Source organism: Companilactobacillus musae (genome assembly GCF_003967595.1).
In the GTDB taxonomy this organism is placed as follows: domain Bacteria; phylum Bacillota; class Bacilli; order Lactobacillales; family Lactobacillaceae; genus Companilactobacillus; species Companilactobacillus musae.
In genome coordinates this window covers 652,031-671,431 of the sequence record NZ_BIFW01000001.1, presented here as the reverse complement: position 1 = coordinate 671,431, position 19,401 = coordinate 652,031, and the positions used below count along the sequence as shown (strand labels likewise).

The window sequence follows — 19,401 nt, the reverse complement described above, 5'->3', positions numbered from 1 at the left end:
TCGCATATGAAAAATCAATTAATCTCTATAGTATTGCCTGTCTTTAATGAAGAGGCGGGTATTCAAGCAACAATTGATACATTATTAAATTATATTGAACAACAAGAAGAAGCTTATGAATTGATCTTCGTTGATGATGGTTCTAAAGATAAATCAGTTGCTATTATTAACCGAGCCATTACTCAACACGATAATATTAAATTAGTTGAGTTTTCACGTAATTTCGGACATCAACTAGCTATTACTGCTGGATTGCAGTATACAAAAGGGGATGCCGTAGTAGTTATGGATGCTGACTTACAAGATCCACCAGAAGTCATTCCCCAAATGATTGAAAAATGGCATGAAGGCTATGAAATTGTCTATGGTAAAAGAATGCAACGTGATGGAGAAACTTTCTTTAAGAAATTTACTGCCAAAATGTTCTATCGTACCTTTAAAAAACTAGCAACAATTGATATGCCACTAGATACAGGTGATTTTCGTCTAATGGATCGAAAGGCTGTTCATCAATTACTAAAATTGCATGAGCAAGATCCATTCGTTCGCGGACAAGTTACTTGGATTGGCTTCAGGCAGACTAGCGTTCAATATCATCGTCAAGAAAGAATTGCTGGTGAAACCAAATATCCGCTTTCAAAGATGGTTAAATTAGCATTAGATGGAATCACATCTTTTTCTATGAAACCATTACAATTTGTCAATATTTTTTCAATTGTACCTTTAGCCAGTGGTATATTTACTTTAGGATATTTAATCGCTAGTGGTAATTATAGTGTTGCCTCAGTTGGAGTTACGATTCTTTTATTCACTTTAGGATTGTTGATGCTATCTATTGGGATACTTGGCAGCTACTTGGGTCGAGTTTTGGATCAAGTCAATAATCGCCCTCGTTATATTGTAAGTAAGACGGAAGGGTTTGAAGAACGAAATAAAGGTATCCATCATTTCACAGCTCGTCAAATGAATAATTAATATTATTAGAAAAAATCTTTTTTACTTTAAAAGTTTTCATACTGTTTAATTTTTCGGGAATGTGTTAAAGTAGTGGTAAATTTGATGGATGTAAAAGTTGTTTGATGGACAACCGATTCTTATCAAATTGAACATGAACTATCCCATTCATAAAAAAGAAGTTGACGAACACCCAGTCGTCAACTTCTTTTTCTTTTCTTAAAGAATTTTAATAAGAATCTGAAACATGATATAAATCATTTCATATAAAAATCCCTGTGTTACAACCATTCTTAAAGGTTGCTGCACGGGGATTTTTCATTGCTCAAGAATTGAGCAGTATTCGATACTTTTTATAGGTGCTTTTTAATTAGTAAACATCGCCATTGTAGATTGAATTTTTAACGATAACATAATCAACTTTACGAAGAGAGTTAAGATCTTTGCCACCTGCGTAAGAAATTGATGATTGAAGATCTTGTTTCATTTCATTTAAGGTATTCATAATCTCGCCCTTATAGGGAACTAACATTTTTTTACCTTCAACATTTTTGTATTCACCTTTTTGATATTGGGAAGCAGATCCGAAATAGGCTTTATATTTTTGACCATCTTTTTCGATAACTTCACCAGGGGATTCCTTATGACCAGCAAGTAAAGAACCAATCATGACCATATCAGCTCCAAATCGGACGGATTTGGCAATGTCACCATCATTTCTGACTCCACCATCGGCGATAATTGGTTTACTGGCAGCCTTAGCGCAGAGACGAACTGCAGCCAATTGCCAACCACCTGTGCCAAAGCCAGTTTTTAGTTTAGTGATACATACTTTACCAGGTCCAATACCAACCTTTGTAGCATCAGCACCGGCGTTTTCTAGTTCACGTACAGCTTCAGGAGTTCCAACATTACCAGCGATTAAGAAGGTTGAAGGAATGTTCTTTTTAATATAATGAATCATGTTAATAACGCGATCACTATGTCCGTGGGCAACATCGATTGTTATATAATCTGGTTTTAGGCCTTCGGCAACGAGGCTATCAATAAAATCAAATTCTTCTTTTTTGATACCAACGCTGATTGAAGTAAATAATTCTTTTTGGTTCATATCTTTAATGAAATTGATTCTTGTCTTTGGCTCAAAACGATGCATCACATAGAAGAAATCATTAGCTGCCAATTTTTCAGCTAAATTTTCATCGATGATCGTTTGCATATTAGCAGGGACAACCGGAATTTTAAATGTTTTTGGTCCGAATTTAATGCTTGTATCACATTCAGAACGACTGTCGACGATACATTTATTCGGTATTAGTTGGATATCTTCATAATCAAAAACTTGCATTTATTATTCACTCCATTAATTACGAACAATTATTATTTTTATATTGAATTTCGTTCGTATCTATAATTTAACCGGAAAAGTTAAAGAAGTCAAATTAAAGTTGCTAATAATATAATTTATTGTGATAGAATTTTCTTATATGATAATTTTAGTATTTAATATTGGAATTTATTGAAAATATTAATGAAAATATTTGACACTAAGATTTGTAATTGGTATTATCATCATATTATTAATAGAACGGTATATTAATAACGTTTGTTAGTGTTCTCAAAAAAATCGGTATATCCAATAGGAGTGGTTAAAAGTGCAACATTATACTGCAGAAGATATTACAAAAATGGTTAAAGATGAAAACGTTGAATTCATCTGTTTAATGTTTACAGATATTAACGGAATCATCAAAAACGTTGAAGTTCCTGTCTCACAATTAGACAAGGTTTTAGCAAATAAGATTACTTTCGATGGTTCATCAATTGATGGATTTACACGTATTGAAGAAAGTGACATGCTCTTGCATCCTGATCTATCAACATGGTTGATCTTCCCATGGGGTGAAGAACATGGTAAAGTTGCTCGTTTGATCTGTGATATTTATAAAACAGATGGCACACCATTTGAAGGGGACCCTCGTGTTAACCTTCAAAGAATTATCAAAAAGATGCATGATATGGGCTACACTAATTTCAATATTGGACCAGAACCTGAATTCTTCTTGTTTAATACAGATGAACATGGCAATCCAACTTTGCACCTTAATGATGATGGTAGCTATTTTGACTTTTCACCAGTTGATTTGGGTGTTAATGTTCGTAAGGATATTGTTTTGGGCCTTGAAAAGATGGGCTTTGAAGTTGAAGCAAGTCACCACGAAGTTGCACCAGGTCAACAAGAAATTGACTTTAAATATGAAGATGCTTTATCTGCAGCAGATAGTATTGAAACCTTCAAATTGGTAGTTAAAACAATTGCTAAGGAACATGGTTTGTATGCTACCTTTATGCCAAAACCTGTTCAAGGAATCAATGGTTCAGGAATGCATATCAATATGTCATTATTTAATGGTGATGATAATATCTTTGACGATGAAAATGATATGTTGTCAGATACAGCCAAAAAGTTTTTGAGTGGTATTTTGAAGCATGCTCGTGCATTAACTGCTGTTAATAATCCAACTGTTAACTCATATAAACGTTTAGTACCAGGCTATGAAGCTCCAACTTATATTGCTTGGTCAAGTAAGAACCGTTCACCATTAGTACGTGTACCTGCTGCAAAAGGTAAGTCAAAACGTATTGAAATGAGAAGTGTCGATCCAACAACTAATCCATACCTAGCTATCGCATGTATCCTTGATGCTGGTTTGGATGGTATTAAGAGCGATTATGATCTTATGCCAGAAGTTAAGGACAACATTTATGAAATGTCCGAAGAAAAACGTCGTGAAGAGGGTATTATTGACTTACCTTCAACTTTACACAACTCCTTGAAAGCACTACGTAAAGATGAATATGTTCAACAATCCCTTGGTACAGGCTTAACAAATAGTTTCTTCGCTGCTAAGAATGCTGAATGGGCTAGATACCAACAAACAGTTTCACAATGGGAAAGAGATACTTACATGTCTCAATATTAATTACAAAAAATGAATTCAATTCCCGAATACTAAGAAATCCTCCTGTAATGATCATCTTTGATGGTTGCTACAGGAGGATTTTTGTGCAAAAGAAATTATTTTTTAAAGTGTTTTTGTTTATTTTAAATAGTATAAAATGTTAAATTAACGGTTATACTTAAAGTAATATTTTTAAAGAGAAGAGGAATGCCGATATGGCTTATTCAATTGGACAAGTGGCAGAAAAGACCGGTCTTTCCAGTTATACACTACGTTATTACGATAAGGAGGGCTTAATGCCTTTTGTACATCGTGGGAACGGTGGTCGTCGTGAATTTACTGATGATGATATGGATTTTGTTGATTTGATATCATGTTTGAAAGAAACAGGGATGTCATTAAAAGAAATTAGACAGTTTGTTAATATGTCAATGGAAGGTAATTGTACTTTAGAAGAACGTTTAGCGATGTTTAAGAAACAACGTGATGAAGTTATGAAACAAATTGAGCAATCACAGAGATATTTGGAAAAGTTAGACCATAAGGTTAAGTATTTTGAGGCAGCTTGCGCTAACGGATCAGAAGAAGGATTAGAGGATTTTTGTGATACATTGGAAGCAGCTTCAAAAGCCAGCCAATCAATGAATAACTAATTTTTTGTATATAAGCAATTCTCTGGAATTTTCTTTTTTAGAATGTTAATATTTGGCGTAATCAAAATTCTGATTACTGCTTTCCCCCCAGAGAGCAGAAAAGACCCCAGTCTATGGACTGAGGTCTTTTTAGTTTCTAATCTCTAGTAATACTTAAAACAGCGGATGTTTTTAAGGAATTATTATTATCTTTACCAATAGTGATCCAATCAGCAGCACTGATCAAACCTTCGAGTTTATTTTCTTCATCTTCTTCAGTAACTTTGCCATCCTCAAAGCCACCCTTAAAGATACAGTCTAGATAATAGTGGTCTGTATTACTGGCCATTAGTGATGATTGATACTTCCAAGCAATAAGGTAAGTATCTTCAGTTATATGAATACTTCTGCCATTAACTAAATTAATATTTAAAGCCATGATACCGCCTCCTTAACTTTGATTATAGCAAAGTTACGCGCTGATGATAGAAAAAGCCGTGTTTGAAAGTTCAAACATGGCTTTTCATTTAATGATTTATGATAAGTAAAAAAATCGCAAAAAAGATAACATCCAGAATGGCCGACCATTCGTACCATTTATCTGGCTTATTAAATTCTACTGTGTTATGCCCTCTTCTATGAGGGTACCACGACGGATATTCTTTTTTGGATATATTCTTCATTTTGCATCTTCTCCTTATTATCTGACTCCATTATATCCAGAACTGATTATTTATGCCACCAAAAAAATTTTAAAGAATGAAAACATTAAAAAGAAAGGGCTTGCATTTTAATAAATAAAGAATATAATTTCATTTATTATCCGTTGAGCAGATATAAAGAAATAATTAATGGGGAGGTAAACAAATGAAATATCGTGTAGAACTAAATATCAAATCTCAGTTGTTTACTGTTGAAGATAAAAACACTCATGTTTTTGCAGATGGTAAAACAATTGAAGAAGCCGTAAAAAAGCTTCAAACCGTTTAAAAATTTATGCAGCAATTAGATAATGAAATACTTCAAATATAGCCAACCATGATGATATACACATGGTTGGCTATTATTTTTTTTGTGTAAATTGATATTGATTTACTATTTTTTTTAATTTAAAAACCCAATTGAATAGTCTGATCAACTAGTAGAAAATAAAGTAATTATTTGAATCAATTAGTGTAGGAGAATTTATGGATATAATTGATGAAAAGATTCAAAGAGCGTTGTTAGATTTGATGAAAGAGATGCCATTATCGGAAATTTCAATAATGGCAATTGCTGACAAAAGCTCAGTCGATCAAACGACAGTGTATGGACGATATGTCAATAAGCACGATATTTTACAAACAGTAGAAGATCGAATTTTGAAGGATTTAAATCCAATTCCGATTTCTTTAGTAAGTGGTAATGGGCCGAAAGGGTTATTTGAAGGTATTAATAAGCAAAGGGGTGATATTGGTATTTTATTGAATGAAAATAGTGATTTACGTTTTAAAGATAATTTTATTTCTCTACTAACCGCTAAGGGATTGCAACAGATCAAGGAAGGACTTAGTGGTTTGGATATTAGACAAAAAGAATTATTCATTCAATATTTGTCATCGGCTCTAAAGGGATTAGTTAAATATTGGTTGAACAATCCCAATATCAGTACTGCAAAATTGAGTATTTTCTTTGAAAATTTGTTCAAAAATGGTTTGGAAAGTTTTACGGAGAAATAAAAAAAACCGTTAGCCAAAAGACTAACGACGAATATATAAGCGAACTACGAGAATCGAACTCGCGACACTAGCTTGGGAAGCTGGTATTTTACCATTAAACTAAGTTCGCACTTCACAACTCTTTTATTATACAATAACTTATTTCAAAAAGATAAAGTTTATTTAAAAAAGTTCTATGAATTTACAATATAAATTGATTTTTAGTTTTCATTACCATAAAATCAAAGGTGACGATGAATTTTTATCAATAAATTGCATCAAGGAGAAGATTATAATGAAAAAAACATTGGTTACAATATTAGCCGCTGTTTCATTAATGGGTGGTTTTGCCGCCGTAACAACTGGTTGTTCAAACCAAAGCACACAACAGGCAGAGCAACATTCTGCAAAGAAGATCACTAAGAGTGAGATTAAAAATCAAGATTATGTTGGTGTAAGTAAAGATAACAAGAATGAATACATCACATTCTTTACTGGTAAAGACAACAAGACTGTTCAATTCGTTCGTGTAAACAAAGATGGCTCAAAGAAAGTTATTACTGACTTTAAGAAGGCCAAGATTGTTCTTAACAAGAAGAACGCTAAGAAATTCAAGATTGATGGTTTTAGAGTTATCAAAGAACCTGATTTTGACTGGAATTTCACTAAGGTTGGCAAAACAACAATCAAAACTTCTGATGGTAAGCAATGGAAACTATATAACGGAACTCACAAGCAAGCCGTTAAAACAGCTCAAAAGAATGCTAAATAATTAAAAGGTTTTGGATAAAGATTATTATCTTTATCCAAAACCTTTTTTGTTTGTTTCATAATCATATTTCAAAGAATATAATTTTTATTTATTGAATTAAAGGTATAGATTACTCACCGTTTTAAATTGAGTAGTCTTTTTTTAATGGATATATGATATCTAAAATGAGCAAGATTTTATAAATAAAAATAATTTCAGAAAATATTTATAAAATTATAATCAGCTATTTGGTAATTTGGAGAAATAATTTTTGATTAAAAAAATTCTAATTAGTGTAACCGCTTGCTAGATATAACGCGGATTAGGTTTACTAAAAAAATTAAAAAATATTTCATAATGAAAATCCTTTTTGAAATCGCTTGCAAAACTAATATCTGTTCGATATAGTGGGTGTTGGTAACGGAATTCAAATTAAGGAGTGATTTTTATGACTATGCCAATCCATGTTACTTCAGAAATTGGAAAATTAGATGTAGTAATGTTGAAACGTCCCGGACAGGAAGTTGAAAACATTACACCCGATACAATGCCCCGACTATTGTTCGATGACATCCCATATTTGCCAATTGCCCAAAAGGAACATGACCATTTTGCTCAAATCTTGAGAGATAACGGAACAGAAGTTCTTTATCTTGAAGATTTAGCAGCTGAAGCTATCGATGCTGGAAATGTTAAAGAAGCATTTGTAGAAAAGATGCTTCGCGAATCAGACTATGCCGTTGGTGCAGATCATGACGCATTGAAAGAATATTTGATGAGTCTTGATACACACGCAATGGTTAACCAATTGATGATCGGAGTTCGTAAGAACGACATTGACTTCCACCCGACGGATCTTGTCAGTGCAGCTGAAGATGAAGATTATCCATTCTTTATGGACCCAATGCCAAACCTATACTTCACACGAGACCCTGCAGCTTCAATCGGTGATGGTTTAAGTATTAACCATATGACTTTCGCTGCAAGACAACGTGAATCAATGTTTATGGAAGCAATTATTAAATATCATCCACGTTTTGCTAACAAAGGTTTGCATGTATGGCGTGATAGAAACCATACACATCGTATTGAAGGTGGAGATGAATTAGTACTTAGCGATCACGTGCTAGCAATTGGTGTTTCTCAAAGAACATCAGCTACAGCTATTCAAGATATCGCTAGAAGCCTATTCAGTGACAGCCATTACGATACAGTTATTGCTATCAAGATTCCACATAATCACGCTATGATGCATTTGGATACTGTATTTACAATGATCAACTATGATCAATTTACAGTTCATCCAGGAATTCTTGGTGAAGGTGGCAAGATCGATACATGGACAATCCACCCAACTAAAGATGGTGATTTAACTTATGAACACAATCAAGATTTGAAGGCTGTTCTTAAGAAAGAACTTGGTTTAGATGATCTTGACTTGATCCCAACAGGAAATGGCGATCCTATCGTTGCTCCTAGAGAACAATGGAATGATGGATCAAATACACTTGCAATCGCACCTGGTGTTGTTGTTACTTATGATCGTAACTACGTTTCAAATGAAATGTTAAGACAACATGGTTTGAAAGTATTGGAGACAATTTCAAGTGAATTATCTCGTGGTCGTGGGGGCCCTCGTTGCATGAGTATGCCATTAGTACGTGAAGACTTAAAATAATTTTAATTTAATTAGAGATTTGTGCTAGACTAAGTCTAACTCATCATTATGGAGGGATCACTTTGGATTATAAAGGTAAAGAAGAATCAGTATTTCAAGGTAGAAGTCTTTTAGCAGAAAAGGACTACACACCAGCAGAATTAGAATATTTAATTGATTTCGCAATTCATTTGAAGGCTCTAAAGAAAAAGGGCATTCCACATCATTACCTAGAAGGTAAGAATATTGCTTTACTATTTGAAAAGAATTCAACAAGAACACGTTCAGCTTTTACAACAGCTGCTATTGATTTAGGTGCTCATCCAGAATTCTTAGGTTCAAATGATATTCAACTTGGTAAAAAGGAAAGTGTTGAAGATACCGGACGTGTTCTTGGTAGCATGTTTGATGGTATTGAATTCCGTGGATTTTCACAAAAAGTTGTTGAAGATCTTGCTAAGTTCTCAGGCGTTCCAGTTTGGAATGGTTTGACAGATGAATGGCATCCAACACAAATGTTGGCTGACTTCATGACAATGAAAGAAACATTCGGCGACATCAAAGGTAAGACTTTGACATTCGTTGGTGATGGTCGTAACAATATGGCTAATAGTTTCTTAGTAACAGGTTCAATGTTGGGTGTAAATATCCATATCGTTGCTCCTAAAGAATTGTTCCCAGATCAAAGTGTTGTTGATACAGCTAAGAAGTATGCTGAAGAATCAGGCAGCAAGTTCTTGATTACTGATAACATCGATGAAGGTGTTAAAGGAACAAATGTTATCTATACAGATGTATGGGTATCAATGGGTGAAGAAAGTCAATGGGAAGAAAGAATTAAACTTCTTAAACCATATCAAGTAAATATGGACATGATTAAGAAAGCCGGTCAACCTGACGACCAAATTATCTTCATGCACTGTCTACCTGCATTCCATGATACAAATACAAAATATGGACAAGACATTAAAGACAAATATGGTCTTAGTGAAATGGAAGTTACAGACGAAGTCTTCAGAAGCAAATATGCACGTCAATTTGAAGAAGCTGAAAACAGAATGCACTCCATTAAAGCCATTATGGCAGCAACTCTAGGTAACTTGTTCATCCCTAAGGTTTAATCAGTTATTGAGGAAGGGCTAATCATAATGGTTGGCCCTTTTTTCATTCAGAATTTTTAAAATATAAGGAATGATTAATATGGAAGAAAAGAAGGGTCTATCACTTGGAGCTTTGACGGCCGCTGTCGTTACAAGTTCTATCGGCTCAGGTGTATTTACCTTAACAAGCTCATTAGCATCAGGAGCAGCTCCTGGTCCAGTTTTATTGGCATGGTTTGTCGTTGGATTTGGAATTATGATGTTAGCTATGTCTTTGAACAACTTGTTATTGAAACAACCAGAATCAGAAGGTATTCAAGCGTACGCACAAGTAGGATTTGGAAATTTTGCTGGATTTGTTAGTGGATGGGGTTATTGGCTATCGGCTTGGTTAGGAAATGTGGCCTTTGCAACCGTTTTGATGAGTTCATTAGGTTACTTTTTTCCAATCTTTAAAGGTGGACAAAACATTCCTTCGGTAATTTTTGCAAGTATCGTTTCTTGGATGTTGACCTTTATCGTTAATCGCGGTGTTGAATCAGCGGCGGCGATGAATACAATTATTACAATTTGTAAGTTGATTCCATTGTTTGCATTTATTGTTGTTGGAATTGTCGTTTTCAAGGGCGGCATTTTTACAGCTCATTTCTGGTCAAATGTAGCATCAGGTGTAGCTGGAAGTAGCAATATTGCTGAACAATTTAGATCTTGTTTGATGATCATGATGTGGGTTTTCGTTGGTGTCGAAGGAGCTAGTATGTTGTCATCACGTGCTAAAGACAAAAATGATGCCGGAAAAGCTACAATCATTGGAATTATCAGTTTATTAGTAATTTATGTTTTAGCTTCAGTTTTGCCATATGGTTACTTGTCACAGAATGAATTAGCTAAAATTAATCAACCTGCTATGCTTTATATTTTCCAAGATATGGTTGGAAAATGGGGCGGTGCCTTTATCGGTATTGGTTTGGTTATCGCAATTTTAGGTTCTTGGTTATCTTGGACAATGTTGCCAGCTGATACCACGATGTTGATGGCGGAAGAAAAAATGTTGCCTTCATCATTTGGTAAAAAGAATAAGAATGGTGCTCCAACTTTCTCATTAGTTTTGACAGCATCTTTGATCCAAGTGTTCTTGGTTATCCTCTTATTCTCATCAGAAGCCTATAACTTTGCATTATCATTATGTACTGCAGCTATCGTTGTTTGTTATATCTTCGTTGGTTTGTATCAAATCAAATTCTCACTCCAAAATAAAGATACAAAACAACTCTGGATTGGAATATTTGCGGCTGCCTTTCAGATAATTGCAATTATATTAGCCGGTTTGCATTTCTTGATGTTAGTCTGTATCGGTTATTTACCAGGAATCTATTTCTACTATCGTGCTAAGAAAGAGTACAATCTTGATGGTGGAAAATTAACTAAATCAGAAATTTTGTGGTCAATAATTATCGTGGCTTTGGCAATTATCAGTATTGTGATGATTGCAACGGGCTCAATTAAAATCTAGGAAGTGTGTTTATATGAAAATAGCTGGATTTGGTGTTGAAGAGTGGCTCAATGTCCACGAACGTGAAGCCAAATATGATTTGGCTCAGAGTACAATTACATCTTTTTCAATGGATGAAATTAAGAAATTGACCCAGGCTGATATTTATAATCAACTTAATGAGCAAAAAATGAATTATGGGTGGATCGAAGGTTCGCCAACTTTTAAAAAAGAAGTAAGTAAGATGTATCAGAATGTTGACCCCGACAATATTCTGCAAACAAATGGTGCTACTGGTGCTAATCTTTTGGCAATTTATTCTCTGATTGAACCAGGAGATCATGTCATTAGTGTTTATCCAAGTTATCAACAGCTCTATGATATCCCGAGATCATTAGGTGCTGATGTTAGTTTTTGGAAGTTGCACGAAGATAAGAATTGGTACCCTGACATCGAAGAATTAAAGAGATTAATTCGTCCAAATACTAAGATGATTTGTATCAATAATGCGAATAATCCAACTGGAACGATTTTAGATAGGAAGTTTTTACAACAAGTCGTTGAAGTTGCTCGCAGTGTTGGCGCATATATTTTGATCGACGAAGTATATTTGCCTTTCGATGAAAGTGTTGATTTTGCACCAATCGTAGATTTATACGAAAAGGGAATTTCAACTAATTCATTATCTAAAACTTATTCAATGCCAGGAATTAGAGTTGGTTGGACAGCAACTAATTCAGAATTAGCTGATATCTTTAGAAAATATCGTGATTATACAATGATTTGTTCTGGAGTATTCAGTGATCAGATGGCATGTCTAATTTTGGAAAATAAAGATAAGGTTTTAAACCGCAATAAAAAGATTGTATTAGATAACCTAGCATATTTTAAAGATTGGGTTGAAAAAACGGACAAAATCAGTTGTGTCTTTCCAAATGGTGTGTCGACATCGTTTGTTAAGTTAGAAACTAAAAAGTCTAGTTTGGAATTCTGCCGCGATCTATTGAAGGACACCGGAGTTCTACTTGTCCCTGGTGAAGCCTTTGATACTCCCGGATATGCGCGTTTGGGTTACTGTGCACCACATGAGACTTTAACTAAAGGTCTAGAAGTTTTAGGAGATTATTTACAAGCTAATTAAAGCGATTTTTTCGCTCATTCTGAGGAGAAACTATTATGACAAAAGAACGTATTGTAGTTGCTTTAGGTGGTAACGCTATTTTAAGTACAGATGCTAGTGCAAAGGCTCAACAAGAAGCCGTTAAGAAGACTTCTGAATCACTAGTTGAATTCGTTAAAAATGATAAAGATTTGATCATTACTCATGGTAATGGTCCCCAAGTTGGTAACTTGTTGTTGCAACAAGCTGCAGCCGACAGTGAAAAGAATCCTGCTTTGCCATTGGATACTTGTGGCGCAATGACTGAGGGAAGTATTGGATATTGGTTCCAAAATGCCATGAAAGAAGTTATGTTAAAAAATGGTATTAATAAGCAAGTTGTAACTTTGATTACACAAACAATCGTTGATAAAAATGATCCTGCTTTTGGTGATCCTACTAAACCAATTGGACCATTTTATACAGAAGCTGAAGTACCTGCACTTCAAAAAGACCATCCAGATTGGACTATCGTTGAAGATGCTGGTCGTGGATATCGTCGAGTTGTTCCATCACCAAAGCCAGTTGAAATTAATGAATATCCAGCTATTGAAGCTATTTCAAAAGCTGGCGTAATTCCAATCGTTGCCGGTGGTGGTGGTATTCCTGTTGTTAAAGATGGGAATAAACTAATCGGTAAAGAAGCTGTTATTGATAAAGATTTTGGTGCTTCCAAGATTGCTCAATTAGTTGATGCTGACAAATTAATTATTTTGACATCAGTTGGGGGAGTATTCTATAACTTCGGAAAGCCAGATCAAGAAGAAATTTTTGATGTGACTGCTGATGAGATTCAAAAGCATATTGATAATAATGAATTTGCTAAGGGTAGTATGATGCCAAAAGTTCAAGCAGCTGTGGCATTTGTTCAAGCTACTGGCAAACCTGCTGTTATCGGTGCTTTGGATGATGTTAAAGAAATCATTGCTGGTAATAAAGGAACGGTTATTCACAAATAATTATTGTTATTGATAATTTAATGTGCTATTATACTTGTGCAAAAGAAGGAATAATTAATTGTTCGAATTACAGCGAGGTCAAGCTTTGGTGAGAGTTGACCAATTCACAAATTAAGTCGTACCCTTCTTATAAAATTAAATAATTCAAATTAATGAGTGGATATTAATCAATTAGAGTGGTACCGCGGGAAATCTCGTCTCTTTCAATAGTTTATTGGAAGAGGCGTTTTTTTTATCTAAAGGAGGAAATTATGGATTTTAAAAAACAAGTAGTAGACGCACTAGTTAAAGTTTTACCTGAGGAAATTACTGAGGAACAAGTTACAAAATTAATCGAAAAACCTAAGACATCAGATTTAGGTGATTATGCTTTTCCAACATTTATTTTGGCAAAGACATTACACAAAGCACCTAATATGATTGCTGAAGAATTAGTTGGCAAGATTGATACAACCGGTTTTGAAAAAGTAGTTAATACTGGTGCCTACATCAATTTCTTCTTAGATAAAGAAGCCTTTTCAAACGATGTTTTGCATGAAGTTCTTACAAAGAAAAATGAATACGGTAATACTGACGATGGTAAGGGACGTAACGTTCCTATCGATATGTCATCACCTAACATTGCTAAACCAATGTCAATGGGACACTTACGTTCAACAGTTATTGGTAATTCAATTGCTGAAATCATCAAAAAGTTAAACTATCAACCAGTTAAAATCAATCACTTAGGTGATTGGGGAACTCAATTCGGTAAGTTGATTGTTGGTTACAAACTATGGGGTTCAGTTGAAGAAGTTGAAGCTGACCCAATCAATAATCTTTTGAAGTATTATGTCCGTTTCCATAAAGAAGCTGAAGATAAACCAGAACTTGATGATGAAGCTCGTGCTTGGTTCAAGAAGATGGAAGATGGCGATGAAGAAGCCTTATCACTTTGGACATGGTTCAAGGAACTATCATTAAAAGAGTTCCAAAAGATTTATGATCGTTTAGGTGTTACTTTTGATCACTTTACAGGTGAATCATTCTATAACGATAAGATGGATGCCATCGTTGATACACTTGAAGAAAAAGGTCTTCTAAAAGAAAGTCGTGGTGCTGAAATCGTCGATCTTTCTGAATATGATCTATCACCAGCCTTGATCAAAAAGACTGATGGAGCAACACTTTATATCACTCGTGACTTGGCTGCTGCTAAGTATCGTAAAGATACTTTTGATTTTGTTAAATCACTTTATGTTGTTGGTAGTGAACAAGCAGAACACTTTACTAAATTAAAGATTGTTCTTAAGAAAATGGGCTATGACTGGTCTGATGATATTGACTACATTCCATTTGGTTTGATCACAACAGGTGGTAAGAAGCTTTCAACTCGTTCTGGTCGTGTTATCTTACTTGAAAATGTTTTGAACGATGCAGTTGATCTTGCTAAGAAACAAATCGAAGAAAAGAACCCAGATTTGAAAAATAAAGATGCCGTTGCTGAAGCTGTTGGTGTCGGTGCGGTTGTCTTCCATGATTTGAAGAATGATCGTCGTGATAGTTTTGACTTCAATCTAGAAGAAGTTGTTCGTTTTGAAGGTGAAACAGGTCCTTATGTTCAATACACAAATGCTCGTGCCTTAAGTATTTTGAGAAAAGCTGGCGATGTTGATTACGCTGACGCTAAGGATTTAGCTGTTACAGATCCAGAAGCTTGGGATACTATCAAGTTATTGCAAGACTTCTCAAACGTGCTTGAACGTGCTGCCAAGGAATATGAACCATCAGTTGTTGCTAAGTATGTTTTGAAATTAGCTAAGAGTTTCAACCAATATTATGCTCATAGTAAGATCTTAGCTGATGATGAAGGTTTGAAAGCTAGACTTGCATTAGTTAAATCAGTATCAATCGTGCTTCAAATGTCTCTAGCACTTCTTGGTGTTAAAGCTCCTGAAGAAATGTAGGGTGAAGTACTTTTGGATAGAAAACTTTTTAGCGAACTATCGGAAATGAAAACAACCACGCTGGACGTGGCATGGTTGTTGTTAGCAATTGCGTTTATATATTTAAATTACGGAACGTTTAATATCTTATATGGAATCTTAGGATTCATTGCCGTTTTCTTTATTCATTTATTTATTAATTTTCATAATAATTATATGGATTATCGTAATTCGACCAATGAAGAGTATCGCCAAAAGATCAGTACAATCGGTATTAATCGTGAATCACTGGCAATAGTCAAAAAATGGATGTACGGTTTGGCCATTTTTCCATTAATTATTGGGGCTTTTCTGACATATCAAACTGGCTGGATAACTTTGATGATCGGGGTCATCGGAGTTTTAGTTGGTTTATCATATTCAGCAGGTCCTAAGCCATTGAATTCCACAATGTTTGGAGAAGTCGTGGTGGCTATTGCCATAAGCCAACTGATTCCAATAGCCTACTCCTATCTAGGGCTAGCGGGAACAGCAAAGTTTGATTCTAGCACTGCCATTTCGGTGATCTTAGTCAGTTTGCCTAATACTTTTGCATTCTTTTGTGCAGAGTTGAGTAATGGTACTTGTGATCTAGAAGCAGACGAAAAAAATGGTCGTCACACATTGGTTAGTAAAGTAGGGAAAGCCAATGCTTTAAGTTTGTTTAAAGCTAGTTGGGCAATAGCCTTTCTGTTAGTTCCCATCTTAGCTTTGTTGAAAGTAGTACCTTACATTACACTGTTGGTCGTGCTGCTTTATCCAAATATTTGGGACGATCTTCGTCCTTATCTACAAAAGCAGATAAAGACCCAGACGTATCCTCTAGTAATTAAGGCCGTAGGTAAATTCTCCGTAACATATATTTTGTTAATTGCTGTCGGGGCAATTTTCAAACTAGTTATGGCAGTAATTTAGTTAGGCTTCTCAGAAAGAGTCAAAAAAATCACTCCTAAAACTTCTTTCTGAACATAAAAGAAGAGCTCACCTAATTGTCGGGATTAGGTGAGCTTTTTGGTTGCTTTTAAATAAGCACATATTAAATTATACATATTTTGAGGTAACTTTGCTGTAATTATTTTGAAATTATTACTGAAAGGTTGCTGAAAAATCAATTTATGAGCAAATAGTAACAATTCTCCGTCTTTGTCATGAGGATTATAAAGTGGATCATTTACAATGGGCCAGCCATTGTGTGCCAAGTGAACTCGCAATTGATGGGTTCGACCAGTCAGAAGGTTTAACTGTAAAAGTGCATAATGATCATTCCTTTGTAAAACTTTATATTTAGTTACAGCGTTTAAACCGGAACTAGTGACCATTCTTTTACGAACATCAGTTGGATCTTGTCCAATAGGTAAGTTGATAGTTCCCTTGTCAGAAATGGGTTGATCTAAATTAACAACAGCTAAATATTCACGATGGAGGGTCTTACTACTTAATTGACGATTAAAGATGGGGACTAAATACGGAGTTTTGGAAATAAGAACTAAACCGGAAGTCTCCATATCAATTCGATGAACCATATAGGGATGATTATTTTTTAAATAAGTTTCAACATCATTCATCAGAGAATCATGTTCTAGTTCTTTATTAGGATGAGTTTTTTTACCAGCTCGTTTGTTAACAACAATGATATCGTCATCCTCATAGACAACGTCGACAGGATCATTTCCTGGTAAATAATGTTGATCGGTTCGAGGAGGAAAGTTGAAATTGATAGTTATGATATCATTCTTCTTTACGATAGTATTGAATGGCTGATAATGATCATTGATTAAAATATCTTTTTGAATTCGCAAAAAATGCTGCCATTTTTTGGGAACTAGCCATTTTTTTAGTAATTCTCTAATAGTTAGATTCTCATCATTTTCGGGTTGATAAGTGATTATTTTTTGGTACATAGATGCTTGGCTCCTTAAAGATTATGAGAGTAATTTATAAAATGCTCTCATAATGTGATAAAATTTGTTCTTATACAGAGGTATTTAAACGATGAATAATAACAATGGTTTTTGGGAGTGGTTTAAACCCAAATTACTAGTTGCTTGGTCTTTTATAAAAAAATATTGGAAGAGATTTCAAATTACACGTTGGTTAATTCTATTAGTGCTAACGTTGATTCTTATTTTGAGTAGCTATTGGACTTACAAAGCAAAAACAGCAAACGTTCAAGATCTGCAATCTTCTTTGCAGGCAAAGACAACTATTGTCGATAAAGATGGGGACGATGCTGGTCAATTATACGCTAATAAAGGAACTTATGTCAGTTTTGATAAGATATCTAAGAATATTCAAAACGCTGTTATTTCGACAGAGGATCGAACTTTTTGGACTAATCCTGGATTCAGTATCAAAGGTTATGCTAGAGCTGCTTTAGGATATCTGATCCATCATGGTATTTCTGGTGGTGGTAGTACATTGACACAACAGTTAGCTAAGAACTCGCTTTTGACTCAGAAACAGACGCTTTCCAGAAAAGGTGAGGAGTTATTCCTTTCGATTGAAATTAATCATGTTTATTCAAAAAAAGAAATCTTAACGATGTATTTGAATAATGCTTATTTTGGTAATGGTGTTTGGGGTGTTCAAGATGCATCTGAAAAGTACTTTGGAAAAAATGCATCTGAATTGAACCCAGCCGAGGGTGCAGTTTTGGCTGGTATTTTGAAGGCACCTAATTTTTATAATCCAATTGACAGTATGGATAATTCGACGTCAAGACGTAATCTTGTTTTGGATTTGATGGCCGATAATAAGAAAATCACATCTGCTCAGGCTTCGTATTATAAGAATACTGCAATTAACTTAAATGACAATTACGAAGTTAGTAGTTCTTATAAGTATCCTTATTTCTTTGACGCTGTTATTGCAGAAGCCGTTAACAAATATGGTCTTAAAGAAGATGATATTTTAAATAAAGGCTATAAGATCTATACAACTTTAGATCAAAAGATGCAGAGTTCGATGCAAAATACGTTTGATAATATTTATTTGTTCCCAGGTAATGCAGCTGATGGTACTAAGGTTCAAGGTTCTTCAATTGCAGTTGATCCTAAGAATGGTGGTATTTTGGCTGTTGTCGGTGGTCGTGGTGATCATACCTTTAGAGGTTGGAATCGTGCTACACAATTGGAACGTCAGCCAGGTTCGACTATCAAACCATTGGCGGTTTATACACCGGCGATTGAAAATGGTTATAGCTATGATTCTGAATTGCCAAATGAAATTACTACTTTTGGGAAGAATAAGTACTCGCCTACGAATGCGGATGGATTGTATTCAGAAACAATTCCAATGTATAAGGCTTTGTACCAGAGTGAAAATATTCCTGCGGTAGCCCTGTTAGATAAGATTGGTGTTAAAAAAGGTGTCAGCTCAGTGGAAAACTTTGGTATTCACGTTAAAAAGAGTGATCAAAATTTGGCTTTGGCTTTAGGTGGGATGAGCAATGGTATTTCACCACTACAATTGGCACGAGCTTATACTGCTTTTGCAAATGAAGGAAAACTTGCCAATACTCACTTTATTACGAAAATTGTTGATTCAACCGGTACAGTAGTTATTAATAATACGAATACTTCAACTAAACAGATTATTAGTAAGAGTACAGCTAAAGAAATGACTAGTATGATGCTTGGTGTTTACAACGAAGGTACTGGTAAATTGGCTAAGCCAAGTGGCTATCAAATTGCTGGTAAGACTGGTAGTACTGAAGTTCCAGAATCATGGGGCTACGCTGGTACAAAAGATCAATGGATGGTGGGTTATACACCTGATGTTGTTGTTGCCAGTTGGATGGGGTTTGATAAAACAGATCAAAATCATTTCTTAACTGCGGCTAATGAGAATGGCATGTCGACGTTGTTTAAGAGCGAAATGGGAAGTATTCTGCCAGAAACAAAGGAAACTAGTTTTGGAGTTAAGGATGCTGCTAAATTAGCCACTGACAATGATACAGATACTGGTAGTAATGATATTACGAAATCTATCCAAGATGGAGTAAATAACGTTAAAAATAAAGCTGCGGAATGGTACAATGATATTAAGAACTTTTTTGGTCAATAGGAGGACTA

Annotated in this window: 17 protein-coding genes and 1 tRNA gene; 14 read left to right on the top strand and 4 right to left on the bottom strand. The window is 34.7% G+C overall.

The window, feature by feature from the left end; all coding sequences use genetic code 11:
- The first annotated feature begins 6 nt into the window (after positions 1-6).
- A complete protein-coding gene (locus LAB100_RS03310) occupies positions 7-975 on the top strand; it encodes a glycosyltransferase family 2 protein (protein ID WP_119325947.1) in 969 nt (322 codons plus the stop codon).
- Between the two features lie 349 nt (positions 976-1,324).
- Here the strand turns inward: LAB100_RS03310 and LAB100_RS03305 are convergent, their stop codons facing one another.
- Positions 1,325-2,302 carry a GMP reductase gene (locus tag LAB100_RS03305; protein ID WP_119325948.1) on the bottom strand — a complete coding sequence of 326 codons (978 nt, stop codon included), beginning with the start codon at positions 2,300-2,302 and terminating at the stop codon, positions 1,325-1,327.
- A gap of 307 nt (positions 2,303-2,609) precedes the next feature.
- On the opposite strand from LAB100_RS03305, the gene glnA reads away from it, so the two are divergent.
- Together glnA and LAB100_RS03295 are read left to right on the top strand one after the other, a co-directional pair.
- Positions 2,610-3,938 carry a type I glutamate--ammonia ligase gene (gene glnA, locus LAB100_RS03300; RefSeq protein ID WP_119325949.1) on the top strand — a complete coding sequence of 443 codons (1,329 nt, stop codon included), beginning with the start codon at positions 2,610-2,612 and terminating at the stop codon, positions 3,936-3,938.
- Between the two features lie 194 nt (positions 3,939-4,132).
- Positions 4,133-4,570 carry a MerR family transcriptional regulator gene (locus tag LAB100_RS03295; RefSeq protein WP_119325950.1) on the top strand — a complete coding sequence of 146 codons (438 nt, stop codon included), beginning with the start codon at positions 4,133-4,135 and terminating at the stop codon, positions 4,568-4,570.
- A gap of 136 nt (positions 4,571-4,706) precedes the next feature.
- Here the strand turns inward: LAB100_RS03295 and LAB100_RS03290 are convergent, their stop codons facing one another.
- Positions 4,707-4,988, bottom strand: coding sequence for a hypothetical protein (locus tag LAB100_RS03290; protein ID WP_119325951.1), 282 nt, complete (start codon positions 4,986-4,988; stop codon positions 4,707-4,709).
- Positions 4,989-5,416: 428 nt separating this feature from the next.
- Between LAB100_RS03290 and LAB100_RS11750 the strand changes: the two genes are divergently transcribed.
- Both LAB100_RS11750 and LAB100_RS03285 read left to right on the top strand, forming a co-directional pair.
- Complete coding sequence (locus tag LAB100_RS11750; protein ID WP_281273967.1) at positions 5,417-5,539, top strand: hypothetical protein; 123 nt, start codon at positions 5,417-5,419, stop codon at positions 5,537-5,539.
- A 197-nt stretch (positions 5,540-5,736) separates the two neighbouring features.
- A complete protein-coding gene (locus LAB100_RS03285) occupies positions 5,737-6,267 on the top strand; it encodes a TetR/AcrR family transcriptional regulator (protein WP_119325952.1) in 531 nt (176 codons plus the stop codon).
- 38 nt (positions 6,268-6,305) lie between these two features.
- On the opposite strand, the gene LAB100_RS03280 is transcribed toward LAB100_RS03285, so the two are convergent.
- Positions 6,306-6,376, bottom strand: a tRNA-Gly gene (locus LAB100_RS03280).
- 165 nt (positions 6,377-6,541) lie between these two features.
- Between LAB100_RS03280 and LAB100_RS03275 the strand changes: the two genes are divergently transcribed.
- From LAB100_RS03275 to LAB100_RS03240, 8 genes are all read left to right on the top strand, one after another.
- Positions 6,542-7,018, top strand: a complete 477-nt coding sequence (locus tag LAB100_RS03275; RefSeq protein ID WP_119325953.1) for a hypothetical protein — start codon at positions 6,542-6,544, stop codon at positions 7,016-7,018.
- Between the two features lie 427 nt (positions 7,019-7,445).
- Complete coding sequence (gene arcA / locus LAB100_RS03270) at positions 7,446-8,675, top strand: arginine deiminase (protein ID WP_119325954.1); 1,230 nt, start codon at positions 7,446-7,448, stop codon at positions 8,673-8,675.
- A gap of 62 nt (positions 8,676-8,737) precedes the next feature.
- Entirely contained in the window at positions 8,738-9,775 is a 1,038-nt protein-coding gene (gene argF, locus LAB100_RS03265; protein ID WP_371851202.1) for an ornithine carbamoyltransferase, read from the top strand.
- 79 nt (positions 9,776-9,854) lie between these two features.
- On the top strand, positions 9,855-11,267 hold the full coding sequence (arcD, locus tag LAB100_RS03260; protein ID WP_119325956.1) for an arginine-ornithine antiporter: 1,413 nt from the start codon (positions 9,855-9,857) through the stop codon (positions 11,265-11,267).
- Between the two features lie 13 nt (positions 11,268-11,280).
- Positions 11,281-12,387: an aminotransferase gene (locus LAB100_RS03255; RefSeq protein WP_119325957.1), complete on the top strand. Its 1,107-nt coding sequence runs from the start codon at positions 11,281-11,283 to the stop codon at positions 12,385-12,387.
- 35 nt (positions 12,388-12,422) lie between these two features.
- Positions 12,423-13,364 (top strand): carbamate kinase, encoded by a 942-nt coding sequence (gene arcC / locus LAB100_RS03250; RefSeq protein WP_119325958.1) that lies wholly within the window; start codon positions 12,423-12,425, stop codon positions 13,362-13,364.
- Positions 13,365-13,615: 251 nt separating this feature from the next.
- Entirely contained in the window at positions 13,616-15,310 is a 1,695-nt protein-coding gene (gene argS, locus LAB100_RS03245; protein WP_119325959.1) for an arginine--tRNA ligase, read from the top strand.
- A 12-nt stretch (positions 15,311-15,322) separates the two neighbouring features.
- The gene (locus LAB100_RS03240; protein WP_119325960.1) at positions 15,323-16,243 is read left to right on the top strand and encodes a prenyltransferase; all 921 of its coding nucleotides are present in this window, start codon (positions 15,323-15,325) and stop codon (positions 16,241-16,243) included.
- Positions 16,244-16,326: 83 nt separating this feature from the next.
- On the opposite strand, the gene LAB100_RS03235 is transcribed toward LAB100_RS03240, so the two are convergent.
- Positions 16,327-17,229: an RluA family pseudouridine synthase gene (locus LAB100_RS03235; RefSeq protein ID WP_119325961.1), complete on the bottom strand. Its 903-nt coding sequence runs from the start codon at positions 17,227-17,229 to the stop codon at positions 16,327-16,329.
- 91 nt (positions 17,230-17,320) lie between these two features.
- On the opposite strand from LAB100_RS03235, the gene LAB100_RS03230 reads away from it, so the two are divergent.
- A complete protein-coding gene (locus LAB100_RS03230) occupies positions 17,321-19,393 on the top strand; it encodes a PBP1A family penicillin-binding protein (RefSeq protein ID WP_119325962.1) in 2,073 nt (690 codons plus the stop codon).
- Positions 19,394-19,401 lie beyond the last annotated feature (8 nt).

Coding starts and splice junctions, on each gene's coding strand:
- LAB100_RS03310 (WP_119325947.1), top strand. CDS start 7: ATGAAAAATCAATTAATCTCTATAGTATTGCCTGTCTTTAATGAAGAG.
- LAB100_RS03305 (WP_119325948.1), bottom strand. CDS start 2,302: ATGCAAGTTTTTGATTATGAAGATATCCAACTAATACCGAATAAATGT.
- LAB100_RS03295 (WP_119325950.1), top strand. CDS start 4,133: ATGGCTTATTCAATTGGACAAGTGGCAGAAAAGACCGGTCTTTCCAGT.
- LAB100_RS03290 (WP_119325951.1), bottom strand. CDS start 4,988: ATGGCTTTAAATATTAATTTAGTTAATGGCAGAAGTATTCATATAACT.
- LAB100_RS11750 (WP_281273967.1), top strand. CDS start 5,417: ATGAAATATCGTGTAGAACTAAATATCAAATCTCAGTTGTTTACTGTT.
- LAB100_RS03285 (WP_119325952.1), top strand. CDS start 5,737: ATGGATATAATTGATGAAAAGATTCAAAGAGCGTTGTTAGATTTGATG.
- LAB100_RS03275 (WP_119325953.1), top strand. CDS start 6,542: ATGAAAAAAACATTGGTTACAATATTAGCCGCTGTTTCATTAATGGGT.
- arcA (WP_119325954.1), top strand. CDS start 7,446: ATGACTATGCCAATCCATGTTACTTCAGAAATTGGAAAATTAGATGTA.
- arcD (WP_119325956.1), top strand. CDS start 9,855: ATGGAAGAAAAGAAGGGTCTATCACTTGGAGCTTTGACGGCCGCTGTC.
- LAB100_RS03255 (WP_119325957.1), top strand. CDS start 11,281: ATGAAAATAGCTGGATTTGGTGTTGAAGAGTGGCTCAATGTCCACGAA.
- arcC (WP_119325958.1), top strand. CDS start 12,423: ATGACAAAAGAACGTATTGTAGTTGCTTTAGGTGGTAACGCTATTTTA.
- argS (WP_119325959.1), top strand. CDS start 13,616: ATGGATTTTAAAAAACAAGTAGTAGACGCACTAGTTAAAGTTTTACCT.
- LAB100_RS03235 (WP_119325961.1), bottom strand. CDS start 17,229: ATGTACCAAAAAATAATCACTTATCAACCCGAAAATGATGAGAATCTA.
- LAB100_RS03230 (WP_119325962.1), top strand. CDS start 17,321: ATGAATAATAACAATGGTTTTTGGGAGTGGTTTAAACCCAAATTACTA.